Source organism: Cellulosilyticum lentocellum DSM 5427 (assembly GCF_000178835.2).
Taxonomy (GTDB): domain Bacteria; phylum Bacillota; class Clostridia; order Lachnospirales; family Cellulosilyticaceae; genus Cellulosilyticum; species Cellulosilyticum lentocellum.
Window position 1 is genome coordinate 1675784 of sequence record NC_015275.1, and the last position, 19667, is coordinate 1695450.

Below are 19667 nucleotides of genomic sequence, written 5' to 3' on the forward strand. Positions count from 1 at the left end.
GATGGCAACCCAAGATATAGAAGGCTTAGCAGTCAGAGCCACCATGGAGGATAGCGACCTCAAAAAAGGGATGAAAGACCTTGCATCACAACTAAAATCAATTAAAAGCGAGTTCACATTGGCACAAGCTGGTGTTAAAGGATTTTCTACTAGTTTAGAAGGTATGAAAGCTAAATCTGAGAATCTAGCTAAACAGATCAATGTGCAATCTCAAATGGTTGATAAGTTTAAAGAAGCACTTAGTAGATCAGAAACTGCATTAACTAATAGTAAAAATAAGCAAGAAGAATTAAGGGTAGCAATGGAAGCTACGAAAAGGCAGTATGACGAAGAAGTAGCTGCTAATGGTAAAAGAAGTGACAAGGCTAAAGAATTAAACGAAGCCTATAAGAAACTAGAACAACAGTATGCTAAGAACACATCTAAGATGCAAAACAATAATAAGTCTGTAGCAGATGCTAATACCAGGTACAATCAAGCACAAGCAACCCTTAGAACCATGACAGCAGAATTAGGTGAAACCAATCAAGCAATAGTTAAACAATCTAGTGCATGGTATGCGTTAGCAAAAGCTTGTGAAGCATCATCGAAAAAACTTAGAGCAGTAGGCAATACAATGAATAGCGTAGGTAATTCACTTTCTATGTACGCAACAATGCCTATATTAGCAGTTGGAACAGCTACCGTTAAAGCTGCATCAAGTTTTGAAGCTGCAATGAGCGAAGTAAAGGCTATAAGTGGAGCCACAGGAGAGGAATTTGACGCGCTAGTTGAAAAAGCTAGACATATGGGAGAGACAACAAAATATTCAGCTACACAGTCAGCAGAAGCCTTAAAATATATGGCTATGGCTGGATGGAGAACCCAACAAATGCTAGATGGACTTGAAGGTATTATGTACTTAGCAGCCAGTTCAGGAGAAGAACTCGGCTCGGTATCAGATATTGTTACGGATTCTATGACAGCTTTTGGAATGAGTGCCGAAGAAGCTTCACACTTTGCAGACGTATTAGCGGCAGCATCGGCAGCAAGTAACTCTAGTGTTGCAACCATGGGAGAATCTTTTACATATGCAGCACCTTTAGCTGGAACATTTGGCTACTCTATCGAAGATGTTGCACTAGCATTAGGATTAATGGCCAACAATGGTATTAAAGCTTCACAAGGTGGTACAGCACTAAGAAAAATATTTGCTCAAATGTCAGATGATATTGAAGTACTTCAAGCAAATGGAGAGAAGCTAATTGTTAAAACAACCAATGCTGATGGAAGTATGAGAAGCTTGGATAGTGTATTAAGAGACTTAAGAGCAGCATTTAACGGTATGAGTGATGCATCTAAAACGGCTATTAATGATGATCTAGTACAATCTGCCAAAGACTTAGGTGTTGAGCTTACAGATGAAAAAGGAACATTAAAAGATACAGCTACGTTATATGGAGAAGTTCAAGAAGCAGTAGAAGCATTAACTAAAAGCACAGATGGTTTAACGGATGCTCAAAAAGTGCAAGAAGCCGAAGCTATTGGTGGTAAAACTGCTATGGCTGGGTTACTAACTCTCATAAATAGTAGTGAAGAAGATTACAATAAGCTATCTGATGCAATATATAATTGCGAAGGTGCTGCCGAAGAAATGGCCGAAATAATGAACGATAACCTACAAGGTCAGTTTGTTCTTCTAAAATCACAATTAGAGGGTGTTGCCATTCAATTAGGAGAAACATTTATCCCTATGTTTAGGGATGCACTTACAACGGTATCCGGATGGATTACTAAGTTTAGTGAGTTAGATCAAGAGACTCAAAAAAATATTATCAAGTGGACTATGTTAGCCGCAGCTATAGGACCTGTACTTAAAGTAGGTGGTACCTTCTTAAAATTATCAAGTAGTATTATTTCAGGAATAGGCAAGATAAGTGGGAAGATGGATGGTTTAATCAGTGTTGTTAAAGCTTCTCCTAAGGCATTCACCGCAGCTGGTCTTGCTATTACAGCATTAGTTACAGTTCTGGCACTTTGGAAGAAGTCAGCAGATGAAGCTAGGGAAGCACAAGAAAAAGCCTTAGAGTCTGCTAGAAACTATAGTAAAACAGCTAAGTCACTTGAAGATTTAAAGAAACAGTACAAGGAAGTTAACGAACTTCAAGAAGATGATAAGGATAAAAAAGAACAACTTAAGGCTATACAGGAAGAACTTATTGACTCATATGGACTAGAAGCAAGTGGCATTGATATTGTAAATGGTAAGTATAGTGAACAAATAGAGCTACTCAACAAGTTAAAAGAAAAGAAAAAAGTTGATGCTGGAATAGCATTAGGTCAAGAATTAATAGACTCTAAAGATGAATTAGACAAATTAGCAAAAAGTAGTTGGTTTTCTGCTGGCTCAAGTAATTTGGGTGGGAACAAAAACATGGAGGCATGGGGTAAAGCTCTATCTGAGATAAGCAAAGAGTACAAGGACTTAATAGAAATATCCTCATACAATGGTAGTGGTATTCAGATGAAATTTGACTCTGAAGATGCAGAAAAATACAAAGATTTGTTAGGAGAAATCGTTCAGAATGCTAGAAAATATGGAATAGATGACACAGGGTTGTATGACAAATTATATACTGAGTGGTCTAATCTAAGTGAAGCACTTGAAAGGTATTCACAAGCGCAATATGAAGCTTTTAACTTTGATTATTCTAATCAACTTAAAGAAGTCAAGAAACAGTTAGGGCTACAAGAAGTGGTAGAATATACAGAAGAACAATCCAAAGCTATTAAAATGATGTTTGGACAGTCTATATTAAACATGGATACTGAATATCAAGAATTTGTAGCAGATATGCTTAAGTCTTTGCCTGTTGTAGGAAAAGCTATGAATGATAATTTAGATCCTAAAGGTGTTGCTGACGGACTGGAAGATCTCGGAGAAGAGGCAGATGAATTAGCTAAACGACTAGAAGAAATCTCAGGAAAGACTGAAACCTATTCTGGTAAACTGGATGAACTCGAAAAGGTAATACAAAAGGTTAAAGAAGGCAATGAATTAAGTGCAGATGAAATCATCAATCTTACCAGGCAATATCCAGAATTAGAGGCATGTATTGATAGCACAACAGGTAAATACACTTTAGAAGCTTCTGCATTAGAAAAGGTTAAAAATGGACTTACAACCTCTACTAAGCAGCAACTAGAGAATGAAGCGTCAAAGACAAAGCAGGTAATGACTCAAACGCAAGCTAGAATTAAGTTGTACTTGCAAGAAATCAAAGCACAGCAAGCATTAAGTGGACTGAAATTTAATGATGATGGTTCTATTCAAGATTCGGGTGCATTTACATATAAAATGTCTCAAAGTAAAGAACTTCAAGATATGTATAACGAGTACAACAACAAACTTATCGAGTTTAAGAAAATCCAAGAAGAAATTAAAAATATAGATATTGTAACAGCCAATGTGGGGGCAGGTGGTTCTTCTAGTGGAAAAGATAAAGACAGTCCTTTAAATAAGGCACTTGAAGCGTTTGAGAAAAGTAGAAAAATAGGTGAAGTAGGCCTTAATGAAGAAATGACCCAACTTGAAAAGATTAAAGCAGCTTATGCTTCTACTGCTGAAGAAAAAGTAGATATTGAAGAGTACATGTATAACAACTATCTTGACATCATGGAAAGAAAGAGAAGTCTAGGTCAACTTTCTTATGATAATGAGATTAAAATGTACGAAGAAGCTTTGAACAAGTATAGTTTTACAGAATATCAAAAAGCTGAAATCTCTTCTAAATTACTTGATACTAAAATTGAGAAATCTAAAGAATGGGTTGAACAAGAAAAGTATTACAATAGGTTGTCTTTGGAAGAAGAGAGGAAAGCTTATGAACGTATCGCAGAGTACTCTAAGCAATCCGCTGAATACAAGAAAGAAATGGCTAAGGAGATTTATAGAGTTGAAAAAGAACTAGCCGAACAGCAAGAAGAACTTGAAAAAAAGAAGCAAGAAGCTGTTAAAAAGACTGTGGAAGCTAATATTAAAGCCAAGGAAGAGGAATACAACAAGACTATTGCCATGATTGATGATGAATGCAATAGGAAAGTTGAAGCTTACCAGGCTCAAATTGATGCCTTACAGGAGCAATACGATAAGGAAGAAGAGCTTCAAAAGCAAAAAGAGTATGATGAAAAAATAGCTGACCTAGAAGCTAGAATGAAAAATGCTAGAACTCAAGAAGAGTTTGAAAAACTAGCAGAGGAACTTAATGACACACAACAAGCTAAAAGAGATTATACAAGACAGCAACAGCTTAAGAGTGATAAAGAATTGCTTCAAGACAAAATAGATCAGACTAAAAATGAAGCCACTATTGCTAAGAATGTTGAAAAAGAGAAGTTGGATGCTTATAAAGAGACTCAAAACAAGATGTTAGAAGAGTCTACAAGGATAGAAACTAGCATCACTGAAATACTGAAACAGCAGCTAACAGAAAGAGAAAACGCTTTTATAAACAGTATAAAGGTGCAGCTAGCAGCAGCTAATACTTTGAAAAGTGCATTTAGTAGTTTAGGTTTAGGTGGTGCAGGAGGTATTGCTGGCGGTATAAGTGGAATGACTTTAGCAGCTGCTTCTAATAAGCTTCAAAGTGCATCTAGCAATAACTATAATACATCTTCTTATAGTACGAATAATAATACAAATGCAAATATGACAGTGACAAATGTCGTTAAAAATTCTAGTGATATTAGCAAGATTATGAACCAATTAACAGCATTCATGCAACAGTTAAATAGGGCAAAAGGAATAAAGTAAAGCTTAAGCCTATCATCCAAGCTAAGGCTAAGGAAAGACAAGGTACAAGAAATGATTTAAACATAGTGCAGAAATCTGCACCAAGTGAAAATAAATCACTTAAAGCGCGTGACGAACTAGCCAAACTAGCAGGAGTATCCCACACTATAGAAAAGGAAAGAAGCTTAGCGTAAAAACTAAGGTTCTTTCCTTATTATACATATATCGGAAAGTTGGCAGTTGAAGTATAGACATATTCTAACTTGGCTATAATATATCTGAGGTGATTATATGAAATACATTATTTTACTTAATGGTAAACCTATAGAAGAAGCTACACCAGAAGAACGAAGGGCACTAGAAGAAAAGGCTAAAAAATCTTTTGAGAAACATTTAGGACTTAAGTACATAGGAGATGCAATGGCAAATAATATAGAAGATAAAAGGTAGGGCAAAAAGCCTTACCCTTCTTTTTTGCCTAAAAACGTAGATTTTTTCAGGTAGATTAACTAATAATAAGACAAAATCGTGTGGTTGTGAAGGAGTTAGGATAGCAAAAGAAGAGAGAGACAGGATACAATCAAGTAATTTAGTAGAAAATACATATAACCGCCACACTTAGGACATTTTACCATATACATTCTCTCCTTTATAAAATACAGATAACAGACTGTGTATTGAACAAACAGCCATTCATTATGGTATTATTGTCCCCCCTTGGAAAGGGCGTTATCACTTAACCCCTTAAATGACTTCATAAGCATGGCCATTTCCTAATTTGATTATAAAAAACAGGTACACCTTGTTAATAAAAATGGGGTTATTGTTTTAGCACATATATGACAATCATTTTTTCAGTTTCACCTATTCTTTTAATGGAAAATAGGTTGTATTGAAGTTCATTCAATTGAAAGCTGTCTCCAAATTCCTTAACAGCATCTAAACTATCAAACGTTTTGATTATCTTTTCTTGTAATACATACACGACTTTATAATTATTTGTATTATCTATTCGTTCTATATAATCCAAGGTATAATTAAGCATATTAATTTTTATTGTATCACCTTGTTCTTTGAGTAGATTGAAGTCTTTATAGATTTTTATTACTTTTTTAGGAACTTCTCTTTCAGTATGAGTGTTTGCAAATAATGGCATACTAACCATTATAAGAATTATTATACTAAGCGTAAAAGTATAGTTTGTACGAAGTTTATTCATAAAATTCACCTCCTTAATCAACATAGTAATAATATAGACAATACCATAAATAAATAAAATTTTCAATATTTATTGATTTGTATACAAAATTATAGTATATTAAGATTATTACATCTATTTAGGAGGTTTAAATATGAAAAAACTATTTTTAAAATTATTAATTATGACATCTTCTCTAATGCTTTTATCAGCTCCTGTCTTTGCAACAACACCATCCGTAGCTATTGAACAACAGTTGATTTCTAATGCTCAAGAGACTTCAGTATCACCAAGAGCTGTTTTTAGGTATCCAAAGACAGTTAGAAGAACTTATCAATCAACCTCAGAAATTCCAAATAGTATTTTTTATGAAGAATATCATAACGTGTATGGAACATGTAGAGGGACTTTATATTTCGATTATGCCCAAAGTTTATCAAACGGATGGATTGAAGTTTTTTATACAGGGACTATGATGTCAAACAATATTTAGTCTAATACATAATTTATATTCAAAGAGTAAAAGAGGACGTATGAAAGGGCCTCTATAATCGGGCAACATGAAGTAGAAATAAAGGTAAAAAACGCATCTAATCACTAACATTGTATTAGATGCGTTTTTTTACATATAATTTTCAATATTTAATTACTGAAAATTATTGAATCAAGTAATATAATTAGTTCATAAACAAATATTTCATTTGATAACCGAGTGTTTATTTTACAACAATTTTCCGATGAGGTGGTAAATAGATACTTATTTGATGCTGAGCCAATAAGTAATTTAGAAGAAGCCGATGAAATTATAGACTTCTATTTACAACCCGAGCCACGAGCACAGCATCGGTGGGTTATTGTATTAAAGAATAATGACGTTAAAATAGGAACTTGTGGATTTCATTGTTGGAGCAAAAAGGGAAATTGCGTTGATATAGGCTATGATTTACAAGAAGAATATTGGGGAAATGGCATAATGACAGAAGCATTAAAAGTTATCATATCATTTTGTATCAACAAAATGGGAGTCCATAGAATAAATGCACATATTTCTGTAGATAATGCAAGATCCATACATTTAACACAAAAACTTGGTTTTGTTTTTAATAGAAAGACTAAAATGTATTCTTTTAGGGGAAAAGAATATCTGCATAATATTTATACTCTAGACTGCCTTTCGAAAAATGAGTGTCAGCTAAACAAATAGTTATTTAAATCAGTAATAAAAAGATAGTTTCTGTAGAGAGCCATAGATTAATCTCTGGCTTCTTTTTTATGCCCCAAATGCGAATTTTATTGTGGTACAGTAAATTCGACAAAAACTTATGTAGATACATGGTATTATTAAGTAATTATTAATCAAAGGAGTGATTTTATGGAATTATTTGAAGTTACTTTTAGTCTCATTGTAGGTCTTGTGTGCTTTATATTAGGAAGTATTTTGAAAATAGGGTTTCCAGCGTACATAAGCAAAAAATTTGATAATATAGCAACAAAGGAAGATTTAGTAGCATTAACAGAGATACCAGAAAAAATTAAACTTGATTTTCAAAAAGAATTTGATGATTATACTAGAAGTAACACATTTCAAAATGACTTTTATTATAAAAGGTATACGGAGTTATACGCACCTCTCTATAGTATTGTATGTCAATCAGAAGGGTTCAGGGTATTTTCAGAAGATACCCAAAATAAAGCGTATAGTTTTAATGAATTTCCATTTCTAGAAATATGTAAAAAGAGAAGCCGAACAAAGACAAATCTCTTTAATCAACAAGTTCTATCACATGAGGAAATAGTGGTAGAAGATGAATTAACAAAATTCAACAAAAAAGAACTTAGCCAATTCATAATAGATCACGAAGAACTGGCATCTCCTAAATTAATAAAACTAGCTATATTTTATAGATATGTAAATGAAAATTATGGAGGAAGTGAAAAAAAAGTAGAAGAAGCATATATAGAATACTTTAATAAAAAAGAACTACAGTTAATAAGGGAAATCGTATCTCAGATAGTTAGAGAATATAATCAATTAAGAAGAGATTTAAATCTTGATTATGATCAACATGAATTAAATAATGGTGAATTTAACAATGAAATTTATAGAGCATAACTAGATGTTTTAATAATAAAAAAATTTACACAAATAATCATTTTAAAAGGTGTAAAAGCCACGAATTCGTGTTATACTATGAAAATACACGAATTCGTGGTAGCGGAATGCACGTACACGAATTCGTGTAGTAAATGAAAAGATTAATGAATTCGTAAATTGGAGTGATTATATGAGTGAATTAAATAATGTTATTACTATTGCAGAAGCTGCTCAAACTTGGGATATGGCGACTTCTACATTACGCCATGCTATCAGCGATAATAAATTCAATGAGAGTGAAGTAAAAAAGAGCGGAGGTACATGGCTAATTCTTAAAACGGCTATGTATTCAAAATATGGTGACCCTAATGTAAAAAAGGGAAAAAGAGATGTAACCACACTATATACTATAGGTTATGAAGGGTTAACTATAGAATCATTTATATCTAGACTAAAAAAAGCAGGTGTGAACTATATTTTAGATGTAAGGGAGATACCTTTAAGTAGGAAAAAAGGGTTTTCCAAAAACACATTAGCAGAGGAACTAAAAAAAGCAGATATAAATTATAGTCATTTTAAAGTACTTGGAAGCCCTAAAGATATTAGAGAAAAACTAAAGGCTACACATGACTATGATAGTTTCTTTAAAGATTATAAAAGGTATATATCTACACAGAAAGAAACTGTGGAGATATTAAATTCTGCAATAAGTGCTAATTTAAATATGAAGTTTTGCTTACTATGCTTTGAGAAAGACTATACTACATGTCACAGAATAGCTTTAGCACAGGAACTTATTAAGGGGAAGGAAGATAAGATGTGTATTAATAATTTATAATAGTGGTATTTAGGGGAGGAAACTAAATGATTCCAGATTTGCAGAAGAAAAAGATGTTGATGATTGTAAAAACCTATCCTACACCTAGCATAAAATATGGGGAAACAGTTTGTACTGCAGGAATAACGGATGAAGGTGAATGGATAAGATTATATCCTTTAAGATATAGAAGATTAAATAAAAATCAGCAATTTAATAAATACACATGGATAGAAGCGACAGTTTATAGAAATCCTAAAGATTTAAGGGTGGAAAGCTATAAAATTGACGAGTCAACATTGAAAGTGTTAAATAAACTAGATGCAAAAAAAGACATGGATGAACGTAAGAAATGGATATTACCATTGTGCAAAAATTCACTAGAAGAAGTTATAGAATCACATCAACAATTCAATACTTCCTTAGGAATATTCCAACCTAAAGAAGTACTGGATCTAGTAATTACACCAGCAGATAAAAACTGGTCTTCAGAACAAGAAATGTGTTTAAACCAAATGGGGTTATTTGAAGATCAAAATATAGTGAAATTACAGAAAGTTCCATGGGATTTCTCATTTAAGTTTACCTGTAATAATGGTTGCAAATCTGTACATAAGTTAAAAATAACAGACTGGGAGATTTATCAAACGTATAGGAATTTTAAAAAATATTATGGAGATGAAAAAGTAGCATTAAAGAAGCTATCAGAAAAATGGATGAACTATTTTAATAATGATAATAAAGATTCATATTTTATTGTTGGTACGGTGCATCCATGGCCTACTTTTATAATATTAGGAGTAGTATCATATTCTAAACAAAAAGTGAATAAAGAAAAAATCAAGACTAGTAGTAAAGTTAATAATCCTATAGAAGGACAGATAACGTTTATATAAAAGAATAGTTTAATCTAGAGCCATGGGTTATTCATGGCTCATTTTGACATCGATCCTACAGTGGTAATAGAATTAACAATAAAAAATAACAAATTCATCATAAAACAAAATCTATTGCATACAATAAAAGTGTAGAATACATCATTACCTATCTAGTTGGTCCTGGTTAGGTAAAGAAGTAAAAACAGCAGTAAGATAATTGTTATAGTGTCACTTGAGTAGACGTTTAGTGTAATATTAAGCATAATATTTTGTGGACGTAGGAAGTTGATAATTTGTGAGATTATCTTTTTCATGACATCCTCTTTTTAATTATGTTCTCTTTTATACTTTATGCTATAAACAATGACGCTATAACTAAATCTTATAAATATGTAAGATAGTTTTATTTTGATGTTCAAATATAAAATAAAAGAATAGTTTTAGTAGGACCAGGTGAAAACTTGGTTCTGTTTTTGTATAATAGAGAAAATATTTATTTTATAGAATTATAAATTTGAATTTGAAAGGAGTTCAAAAATGGCAAATTTAGAAGTAAACGTGGAATATATAGAGCAACAGACGATATACGGACTATGGCAGAAATCAAACGATAAAACAATTTCTAAAGACATAAAATCTCTTTCCCAAAAATACCATATGGCGGTTTCAGTACCAGAGGGAGAGGTACTTCCCTATTTTGTTCTATCTAGAAACTACGATGAACAAAGTAACAATTTTGAAATGTTTATAGGCAGTACTTTTGATAAAGACGGCTTGGAAACCTTTATACTCCCTGCCAGTGAGTATGCTAAAATTACAGTAAAGCCGAAACTTGGCTTTTTGTGGGGTGCTTCCATTGGAGAAGCAAAACGATATTTTTACACAAAATGGCTACCTAAAAATTCTTATGAAGCTTTGAATATGGAATATGAATATCACACAGAAAAAAGCACTGGAAATCAGCCAACGATTGATATTATTTTTGCTATTCAAAGAAAGTCCTAAATTCCAGTTTATCGTAATAAATAGCTATTAAATTAGCAATTAAAAAGATAGTTCGTTAAGGCTAGAGAAAACTAGCCTTATTTTAGTGGATAAATTTCAAGTTGCTAGTCAATAATTTAATTATCAATCATAAAGGAGGATTATAATGGCAGCTATAGTTGTGAATGGATGGAATGTTAGAAGATTTATAGGAGGGGTTCCTATAGAAGAATTCACTCAAGAAGAACTAGATGCATATTTTGAAAAGGCATTAGATGCAGCATTTTTAGCAATAGGATATGTGCCTGTAAAAAATGATATAAGTAAGGATTAATTTTTAAAAGGATGAGAGGGGATAATATGGGAATTGTAGAAACATTTTTTGATGATTTAAAGAAGAATATTAATGAAACTCTTAAGGATATGATAAGGGAGGTTATACATGAAGAAACAACAGATAAATGGCTTAATAAAAAGCAGCTTGCTGAATATTGGGGTGTGAGTCAAGGTTATATAAATAAAAATCTTAATGAAATCCCTCACTCTAAATCAACTCCAATTGCTTTTAAGAGGTCACTTGCAGATCAGTGGAGAATGGGAGAACTTAAACGATTAGAAGTTGAGAAGATGAACAAAGTAAGTATCAAAAATTATAAGAGTAACAACTTTAAAGTAGGACAGTGATGTAGCTACAGGTACAAAAGGTAAGGAGGTCGAGAATATGGCCAAAAAGAAGTTTGATGTAAATGCTTGGACTATAGAAAGATATATAAATGATATCCCAATAGAAGAGTTTTCAGAAGAAGAAAAAGAAATACTATTTACTCATATGCGTATTGATGCAGTCCATGCAATAGGATATGTATTTGAACATGAAGATGAAGAAGAAGATACTTTATTAAGAATTAAGGCATCAGAAATAATAGATAGACATAGCAAGGGATTAAGTGAATGATTTAAACTTATGTAAGTACCTAAGAATCTACAAATTAAGACTTCAAAAGGTGCTATACTGTATAAAAGATTTGACAGGGGGAATACATATGAAGTTTGGGATGAGAACACCTAGTTTAAAGAGGTCTATTAAAGCAAGGACTACAGGAAAAGCTAAAAGAGCAATTAAGAAAGCTATTGATCCTACTTATGGGAAAAAGGGAATGGGGATGATTAAGAACCCTAAGAAGGCTATTTATAATAAGGTTTATAGAAAGACTACTTTTTCTCTAGGAGATTTGTTTAAGAAACTATTTAAATAGTCTTTTTAGGGGACAAATTTAGGACAAATTTGGGACAAATAAGTAATAAAAAATGAATAAAATACACTATAAATCATAAAAGTAAAACATTAAAAAGTACGGTTTATCAATACTTTGTATAGTATGATGAACCGTACTCTATTTAGAAGTGATATAGCAAAATAAAACGAATAGATTTGAGCCTTACAATTACTTGATTTTCAATAATTGTGAGGCTTTTTATTTTGAATCAATGATTAGGAAGTTTAATTAATAGCACTATGTAGTTTTTGCAGAAATGTTCTTACAGAAATTGACATTTACTTTAAAAAGATGTACAATATCTGTAACAAAATGTAATAAATTGTTAATATATACAACTTGTGGTGTGAAAATGGAGGTTTTTATGTGGAATAGAAAGAAAATAACATTGATATTAGGAGCTAGCATGATGATGCTTCCTCAGTGTGCATTTGGTAAAACAGTAGGAACTGTTAATGCAAATGTTCTTAATGTGAGATCAAATCCTACAGCAACCTCATCTATTGTTAAGAAGGTTTATGCTAAAGAGTCAGTACAGATTGTTGATTTGATAGGAACAAGTGATGTATGGTATAAAGTTGATATTCAAGGTACAAAAGCTTATGCTAAAAGAGAATACCTAACACTCACAAAGGCTGATGGGACTGTTAAAGCAACAAGTTTAAATATAAGGAGCTATCCGGATACTCAAAAGTCAAAAGTTATTGGAAGTTTGAAAGGTGGAACTAATGTTGAAGTTTTATATAAAGTTAATGACTTTTATAAGATTATGGTTAATGGCAGTGCCGGGTTTGTGTCGAGTCAATATATAGACTGTAAGTATGGAGCTTATATTAGTACCCAGCCACTCAGTAATGTTGGAGAGATTCCTGTATGGACAGGTGGCACAACAACCACTAATAGTTCAAAAGGTGAAAAAGTGGTTGATACAGCCATGAAGTATTTAGGAAACCCTTATGTATATGGTGGGACCAGTCTAACAAATGGGACAGATTGCTCTGGTTTTACACAAGGTGTTATGAAAATTCATGGAATAACTATTCCAAGAACTTCAAGTGACCAAAGCAAAGTGGGAGCATTAATTGCTAAAGAAAATCTTCAAAAAGGAGATTTATTATTCTTTGGAAAAAGTACATCTGCGATTAGTCATTGTGGCATATATATAGGAGACGGTAAGATGATTCATGCAAGTACACCATCAACAGGTATTATTATTTCAGGTGCTTATACATCTGGCGGCGTACCACTTCAAGTAATTAGAAGAGTAATATAAAATATAAAAATGTAAAATATTAGAATTTGGTAGTTTTCCTAAATTATGTGTCATAAAATGATTTAGAATAAGTAAAAAATAATAGGTCTCTCAAGATATTGCTAGTTAATGTCTTGAGAGATTTTTGCGTTAGTAATAAAATAGTGCGTATTTTAAGTAATTGCAGGTAGTTAAGATGAGTTTTATATATTGCAACATTAAAGGGTAAGTATGAAAGACATCGAAGTCTTATATAGACAAATTCATTAGTTAAAAAGTCAACCTGTAAGTGAAAAGAATACTACAAGTTGATTTAAACGGTGGCATTAGCCATTATTGCTGTTATTAATCTGATTGTACCAAACAATAAGATTCTCTTTTAAAAGTGCAATACCTTTTTGAATCATTTCACAGGAAAGGTGGCTGTAGCCTAAAATAATACTGTTTTTGGGGTAATCTTTTCTTAGAGAGTGAATCCAAATAGGATAAATAGCAACACCGTTTTGATAAAGAAATTTTATTAGAGGCTCTGTAAATTCTACATGTTTAAACATAGCTATTAAATGTAACCCCGTTGATTCTCCTTGAATTGTTACGGAAATATCGAAGGTACTTAGGAGTGATTCAATAAGTGTATTATGGCGCTTAAAATATAGCTTGCGCATTTTAAGTATGTGTTTATTAAGGGACATATTATCTATAAATTTAGAAAGAAGCAGTTGATTAAGGGTGTTGGTGAAATAGTCACTTCTTTTTTTATATTCGCAAATGCAATCAACCAATTCGTAAGGAAGAATCATGTAGCCTATACGAAGAGAAGGTGAGAGAATTTTACTAAAAGTACCTACATAAATGACACGATTAGGAGCCAAATCATATAAGGCAGAAACAGGAGAGCCTAAATAATGAAATTCACTGTCATAGTCATCTTCTATAATATAGCAATTTTTTTCTTCAGCATATTTAATTAATTCAATTCTACGTTGAATAGAAAGTAGACCACCTAATGGGTATTGATGTGAGGGTGTCACAAATATAAATGAAGGATTAATATTTTCAGGAAGAAAAGCAGTAAGAATACCTTGTTCATCTACTGGAACACTATAATGATTGATGCTAGCGGCTTCAAAGGTTTTTCTGATTTCATAATGCAAAGGATCTTCAATGATATAGGAGGTATCTTGAGTCAGTAGAAGTTTCGATAGAAGAGAGAAGCTTTGAATGGACCCACTGGTAATAATAATTTGTGAGGGATCACAAATTAGACCACGTGTTCGTTGGAGGTAGGTACAAATAGAGGTGCGTAATTCAGGAGTTCCTTGAGGCGTACCATAATCAAAGCAATTAGGGGATGTCTCTAAAGCAAGTTGAGATTCTAAAGTATACCATTTTTTTAGGGGGAATAAGTCTAGTGCAGGAATGCCTGAACGAAAATCTATGGTTTTTTCATTAGAAATAGAGTTTTTTGAAATTAGAGGAGATGATAAGTTTTGAGAAGGAGTCGTTAGAGTGTTGTCTAATAAGATGCCTTCTGCAACAAAAGTACCAATAGAAGGTTTACTAATAATGTATCCTTCTAATAATAGTAAATTGTATGCCTCTAAAATCACGTTTCGAGAAATATGTAAGAAGATAGCTAATTCTCTAGAGGAAGGTAGTTTATCACCTGATTTTAATTGACCATTTAATATTTTACTTCGTAATTGCTGATAAACTTGTCTAATTAGGGGGAGTTTTTTTGTTTTATCTATTTCTATCCAAATCATAGAGAGTATCCTTTCGTAAAAAGTTGGTTTATTCAATGTGGTACTAGAAAAAAAGTAAAATTGTGGTACTAAAAATAAATTTTAGTATATGTTATATTATATTAGAAAATTTTAAAAAAATAAACTATACTAAGGGTGATTTTATGGAAAAAGAGTTTAGAAATACTGTTATAGACTATATAGGAAACACGCCATTGATTCAGTTAAGAAGAGTGGCGTCAGAAGATATGGCTGATGTGTATGTGAAATTAGAAGAATTTAATGCAGGGGGTAGCGTAAAAAGTAGGGTTGCAATTCAGATGATTAGAGAAGCCCAAGAAAAAGGGGTGTTAGTTCCTAACTCTAGACAGACAATTATAGAGCCAACAGGTGGAAACACAGGAATAGGATTGGCTATGGCTGCGAGCATATTAGGGTATAATTTAATATTAGTTATTCCTGATAATTATAGTAAAGAAAAGATTAGGATGTTAGAAGCATATGGTGCGAAGGTATATTTATCAGATAGTAGTACAGGAAATGATTCACATATTAGATTAGTTAAAGAAATGTTAAATGAACATCCAGAGTATATATGGCTAGATCAGTTAAGTAATATGGGAAATGTAGAGGCACACTATAGGGGGACGGGAAAGGAAATTGTTAGTGAATTGGAACAAATAGACTGTTTTGTTGCAGGAATGGGAAGTAGTGGAACTATAAGTGGTGTTGGAAAAGCTATTAGGGAGAAGTTTAGTAATGCAAATATAGTAGTAGTGCAGCCTAAAGGATGCCAGTCTTTAGAAGGTAATTCAGCTCCTCATAAAATCCAGGGTCTTTCAATAGGAATGATACCGCCTATTCTTCAAGGCGAGGTTATTGATAATGCCATTGATATAACTTATGAAGAGGCTAATGAAATGATGAAACAATTAGCATGTAAAGAAGGCTTACTTGTGGGAATTTCAGCAGGTGCTAATATTTGTATAGCATTAAAGTTTGCAAAAGAATTAGGAAGGGGAAAAGTAGTGGTTACAGTCGCTCCGGATAGTGGGAGAAGTTATTTAGAACATTATTAATGGGAGATAAATAGTTTATTGATGGGGACGATATAGGAATAAAAGGGGAAATGGACGGATGGTTAAAAAAATTTATAAAATAATAAAAAATCAAATAGAAAATTTATTTTATTTATATCTACCGAAAGAAGAATGGGATGATATCGGAATGATTACTGATATTAAAAATCAAGTTATAGATGAAATATGTACGCGTGTAGGAGATGATTTAATAGCACTAAGAGAAAAAGATCCTGCAGCAAATGACTTGGAGTATGTTTTTAATTCATATTTGAGTTTTAGAGCAGTTGTATATTATAGAATGGCTAATGCGATTTACTATGAAAAGACATTAGAAGAAATTAAACGTAGACAAATCTCACGTTTAATTTCTGAAGAAGCTAAAGTAAAGACTCATGTAGAAATTCATCCAGCAGCTCAGATTGGAAAGAGATTTGTAATTGATCATGGTGTAGGTAGTGTGATTGGAGAAACTGCAATTATAGGAGATAACTGTTATTTGTTGCAAGGTGTAATTATTGGTTCTAGAAGGATAGCTAATAATAAGCCGGGGAAAAGACATCCTACAATAGGTAATAATGTTCAGATAGGTGGAGGTGCAAGAATATTAGGACCTATAAATATTGGAGATGATGTCGTCATTAATCCTAATTGTGTTGTAACGACGAATATTCCTTCTCAGACTGTAGTCTCTATTTCTAATCAGATGCAAATTATGTATAACAAGGATAGGGAAAAGGTCTTAATTTATGGAGTAATACCTAAAAGTAACAATAAAATAGAAATACATGGGAGAAATTTAACTAAACCAAGGGTTTATTTGGTTGATGAAAATAATAATATAATATTAGGTGTTCAGCTTGAGGTGACTACTATTGAAGATAGTGTAATATGCTTAACAATTAAATTTACTGAAGAAAAAAAGAGTCCAGAATGCAAGAAAATGAATATACGAATTGATTTTGAGGATGATTTTCAAATAATTATTATAGAGGCAGTGGCATTAGGAAGAGAGGGTTATAAAGAACAGATAGGATGATATTAAATATTAAAAGAGAGAGGTTTGCCATGAAGAAGTTAAATCAAAATAAGCAAATGTTTATATGGGGACTAAAAAAAGGCATACCTATATTAATAGGTTTTATACCTATATCAATTGCATTTTCGGTAATTGCTGTTCAAACAGGATTATCTAAGCTTGAATGCATTGTCATGTCAATAATGTTGTTAGCAGGAGCTAGTCAATTGATGGCAGTGAATATGTTATCTGTCGGTGCTGGAAGTTTAGAAATTATAATTGCTACATTAATTATTAATATTAGGCATTTAATTATGAGTACTTACATAATGAATCGATTAAAAAATGTACCTATATGGTTGCAATGGATATTGGCATTTGGCGTAACAGATGAAACCTTTGGAATTATGTCTATGGAAGAAGATAGCCATTGTAATCAATACTTTTTTGGTGGATTAGCATTAATAACATATGTTTCTTGGATTGGTGGAACCATATTGGGGACAGTTATCATAGATATTATTCCAACAAGTATTTGTTCAAGTATGTCTATTGCACTATATGCTATGTTCATTGGTTTAATTATGCCAAGTATTCATGAAGATTTTAAAGTTTTATATGTAGTACTTATCAGCATCTGTATCAATATATTATTAGGAATAATTATGAAGTCTAGCTGGGCAATTGTTTGTTCGACTATACTAGGTGGTGTTATAGGTGCCGAAATATTACGTGATACTAATGAAGAAGGGAAATACACTATGAGCAAAATCGACAAGGAATAAAAGGGATTTTACATAAATTAAAATTTGCTTCAAATGGAGGGAACTCAATGGATATACAAATAGTTTTTATATTAATAGGAATGTCTTTAGTAACATATATTCCAAGAGTACTGCCTGTAATGATATTAGATAAAATGCATATATCTCAGAAGTTAGAAGGTATTTTAAAAGCTATACCCTATGCAGCATTAGGATCTTTGATATTTCCAAGCATTTTATCAGTAAATACAAATTATCCTATAATAGGTATAGTAGGTGGATGTGTAGCAGTCATACTTTCTTATGCTAAGCTAAATATAACATATACTATTTGCGGAACAGTAGCGGTAACTATTTTAATACAGTTATTTTTTATTTAAGGAGATATTAATGATAAAAACAGAAAAAATATATTATGATGATTTGTATTTAACAACATGTATTGCTACAGTAGTAGAAGTTAGTGAAATGGGTATTGTATGTGACCAAACGGTAGCTTTTCCAGAAGGAGGAGGACAACAGGCAGATAAAGGATGTTTTTTAATAGAAGATAATTTTAAGCAAAGGTTAAAAATTCTTTTTTTTAATGTAAAAAAAGGAGTAGGAGATGTTTTCTTGGAGCAAGACTTTCCAACTATATCTGTTAATACTCCTATTTATCATTATATAGAGGTTGAATATCTAAGATATTTTAAAGTAGGAATGAAAGTGAAGATTTGTATAGATGTAGAAAGGCGAGCTAGATTAACTATTTCACATACAGCTATTCACCTTGTGCTAATGGCAATTGATAGAGTAAGGAAAGGAATAATAACGTATGTTAAAGGGGCAGATATTAGGGAAGATTTAGCTAGGCTGGATTTTTTTATACATGATAAATTGAATGATGATGAGATAATGAAAATTACAGAATGTGTAAATGAACTTATTTTAAACGACTACAAAATAGAAACATATGCTCATGTTAAGCAAAAAGAAGCTGTTTACTGGAAATGCTTAGATTATGTATGTGCATGTGGAGGAACACACTTACCTTCTACCAAATATATTGGTAATGTGCGTATCACTAAGAAAAGTAAAGGAAAAAATCTACAAAGAATTACAATAGAATTCCCTAATCATGTGTTACCAATGGAATTGTATCATAAAGATTAAGAAGGTTAAATTTTTATTAGGGATTCCACTTTTAGGGTACATATAATAGGTGTAAAAACATAACAAACAACTGCCATGGTATAATCACCACAGTATCAACTTGACGAACTGACCGGGCTTGGACTAAGTCTCAATCTGCCTTGCAGGTACCTCTAGCTTTAAGGAAAATGTTCGCTTGTGTGCTGCAAGGGAGGCACCACTTATAAGTTGTCAAAAAACGTTTTTATAAAGTCTACAATTAAATAAAGTTTTAAACCAGAGTCTTAAAGTCTTAGTTTCCTAACATAAGGGTGCACCGGCTAAGACTTTTAAGAGCTCCTCACTCTTCGTTGAAACTTTTATAACTTATGCTATCAGGCCTTTGAAGTGCAAGGCGTACTGAGGAGCTATGACTATGCCCTTTTTTGGCAATAGCATAAGTAAGAAAAAGTGAATAATGAAGTGCTGGAGCATAAAAAGAGCCAAATGACAAATGTTGTTTGGCTCTTTTTGCATGCTAAAGTCAGATTGCCACACTAATAGCATTAAAAAATAATTTATGACAAATTCGTAATGAAAATAGTAAGTGGATTGTTATAAAGAATTGTTAATCTAGATATATAGCAAGTTTATAAAAATTTAACTGAGCGTATCA

The 19667-nt window shown here is 32.2% G+C and carries 20 protein-coding genes; 18 read left to right on the forward strand and 2 right to left on the reverse strand.

The window, feature by feature from the left end; all coding sequences use genetic code 11:
* The first annotated feature begins 1 nt into the window (after position 1).
* Positions 2-4792: a phage tail tape measure protein gene (locus tag CLOLE_RS21755; protein ID WP_013656515.1), complete on the forward strand. Its 4791-nt coding sequence runs from the start codon at positions 2-4 to the stop codon at positions 4790-4792.
* A 270-nt stretch (positions 4793-5062) separates the two neighbouring features.
* Entirely contained in the window at positions 5063-5221 is a 159-nt protein-coding gene (locus tag CLOLE_RS22935) for a hypothetical protein (protein WP_013656516.1), read from the forward strand.
* A gap of 370 nt (positions 5222-5591) precedes the next feature.
* On the opposite strand, the gene CLOLE_RS07645 is transcribed toward CLOLE_RS22935, so the two are convergent.
* Entirely contained in the window at positions 5592-5990 is a 399-nt protein-coding gene (locus CLOLE_RS07645; RefSeq protein ID WP_013656517.1) for a hypothetical protein, read from the reverse strand.
* Between the two features lie 133 nt (positions 5991-6123).
* On the opposite strand from CLOLE_RS07645, the gene CLOLE_RS07650 reads away from it, so the two are divergent.
* From CLOLE_RS07650 to CLOLE_RS07695, 11 genes are all read left to right on the forward strand, one after another.
* Positions 6124-6462 carry a hypothetical protein gene (locus tag CLOLE_RS07650; protein WP_013656518.1) on the forward strand — a complete coding sequence of 113 codons (339 nt, stop codon included), beginning with the start codon at positions 6124-6126 and terminating at the stop codon, positions 6460-6462.
* A 219-nt stretch (positions 6463-6681) separates the two neighbouring features.
* Complete coding sequence (locus CLOLE_RS07655) at positions 6682-7173, forward strand: GNAT family N-acetyltransferase (protein WP_013656519.1); 492 nt, start codon at positions 6682-6684, stop codon at positions 7171-7173.
* Positions 7174-7341: 168 nt separating this feature from the next.
* The gene (locus tag CLOLE_RS07660; protein WP_013656520.1) at positions 7342-8082 is read left to right on the forward strand and encodes a hypothetical protein; all 741 of its coding nucleotides are present in this window, start codon (positions 7342-7344) and stop codon (positions 8080-8082) included.
* A 172-nt stretch (positions 8083-8254) separates the two neighbouring features.
* Entirely contained in the window at positions 8255-8902 is a 648-nt protein-coding gene (locus tag CLOLE_RS21760) for a DUF488 family protein, N3 subclade (protein WP_013656521.1), read from the forward strand.
* A gap of 26 nt (positions 8903-8928) precedes the next feature.
* The gene (locus CLOLE_RS07670; protein ID WP_013656522.1) at positions 8929-9777 is read left to right on the forward strand and encodes a hypothetical protein; all 849 of its coding nucleotides are present in this window, start codon (positions 8929-8931) and stop codon (positions 9775-9777) included.
* Positions 9778-10296: 519 nt separating this feature from the next.
* Positions 10297-10764 (forward strand): GyrI-like domain-containing protein, encoded by a 468-nt coding sequence (locus CLOLE_RS07675; protein ID WP_013656523.1) that lies wholly within the window; start codon positions 10297-10299, stop codon positions 10762-10764.
* Positions 10765-10909: 145 nt separating this feature from the next.
* Positions 10910-11077, forward strand: a complete 168-nt coding sequence (locus tag CLOLE_RS22940; protein WP_013656524.1) for a hypothetical protein — start codon at positions 10910-10912, stop codon at positions 11075-11077.
* 26 nt (positions 11078-11103) lie between these two features.
* Positions 11104-11427, forward strand: coding sequence for a hypothetical protein (locus CLOLE_RS07680; protein ID WP_013656525.1), 324 nt, complete (start codon positions 11104-11106; stop codon positions 11425-11427).
* Positions 11428-11464: 37 nt separating this feature from the next.
* Positions 11465-11698, forward strand: coding sequence for a hypothetical protein (locus tag CLOLE_RS07685; RefSeq protein ID WP_013656526.1), 234 nt, complete (start codon positions 11465-11467; stop codon positions 11696-11698).
* 88 nt (positions 11699-11786) lie between these two features.
* Positions 11787-11999 (forward strand): hypothetical protein, encoded by a 213-nt coding sequence (locus tag CLOLE_RS07690; protein WP_013656527.1) that lies wholly within the window; start codon positions 11787-11789, stop codon positions 11997-11999.
* Positions 12000-12384: 385 nt separating this feature from the next.
* Positions 12385-13293, forward strand: a complete 909-nt coding sequence (locus CLOLE_RS07695; protein ID WP_013656528.1) for a C40 family peptidase — start codon at positions 12385-12387, stop codon at positions 13291-13293.
* A 305-nt stretch (positions 13294-13598) separates the two neighbouring features.
* On the opposite strand, the gene pdxR is transcribed toward CLOLE_RS07695, so the two are convergent.
* Positions 13599-15038, reverse strand: a complete 1440-nt coding sequence (gene pdxR, locus CLOLE_RS07700) for a MocR-like pyridoxine biosynthesis transcription factor PdxR (protein WP_013656529.1) — start codon at positions 15036-15038, stop codon at positions 13599-13601.
* Between the two features lie 143 nt (positions 15039-15181).
* Here pdxR and CLOLE_RS07705 point away from each other — a divergent pair, with 143 nt between their 5' ends.
* The 5 genes from CLOLE_RS07705 to CLOLE_RS07725 are packed head-to-tail and all read left to right on the forward strand — an operon-like array spanning position 15182 to position 19033.
* Positions 15182-16096 carry a PLP-dependent cysteine synthase family protein gene (locus tag CLOLE_RS07705; RefSeq protein ID WP_013656530.1) on the forward strand — a complete coding sequence of 305 codons (915 nt, stop codon included), beginning with the start codon at positions 15182-15184 and terminating at the stop codon, positions 16094-16096.
* Positions 16097-16154: 58 nt separating this feature from the next.
* Positions 16155-17135: a serine O-acetyltransferase gene (locus tag CLOLE_RS22400; protein ID WP_013656531.1), complete on the forward strand. Its 981-nt coding sequence runs from the start codon at positions 16155-16157 to the stop codon at positions 17133-17135.
* A gap of 29 nt (positions 17136-17164) precedes the next feature.
* On the forward strand, positions 17165-17899 hold the full coding sequence (locus CLOLE_RS07715; RefSeq protein WP_013656532.1) for an AzlC family ABC transporter permease: 735 nt from the start codon (positions 17165-17167) through the stop codon (positions 17897-17899).
* Between the two features lie 47 nt (positions 17900-17946).
* The gene (locus tag CLOLE_RS07720; protein ID WP_013656533.1) at positions 17947-18258 is read left to right on the forward strand and encodes an AzlD domain-containing protein; all 312 of its coding nucleotides are present in this window, start codon (positions 17947-17949) and stop codon (positions 18256-18258) included.
* Between the two features lie 10 nt (positions 18259-18268).
* Positions 18269-19033, forward strand: a complete 765-nt coding sequence (locus CLOLE_RS07725; RefSeq protein WP_013656534.1) for an alanyl-tRNA editing protein — start codon at positions 18269-18271, stop codon at positions 19031-19033.
* Positions 19034-19667: the final 634 nt, after the last annotated feature.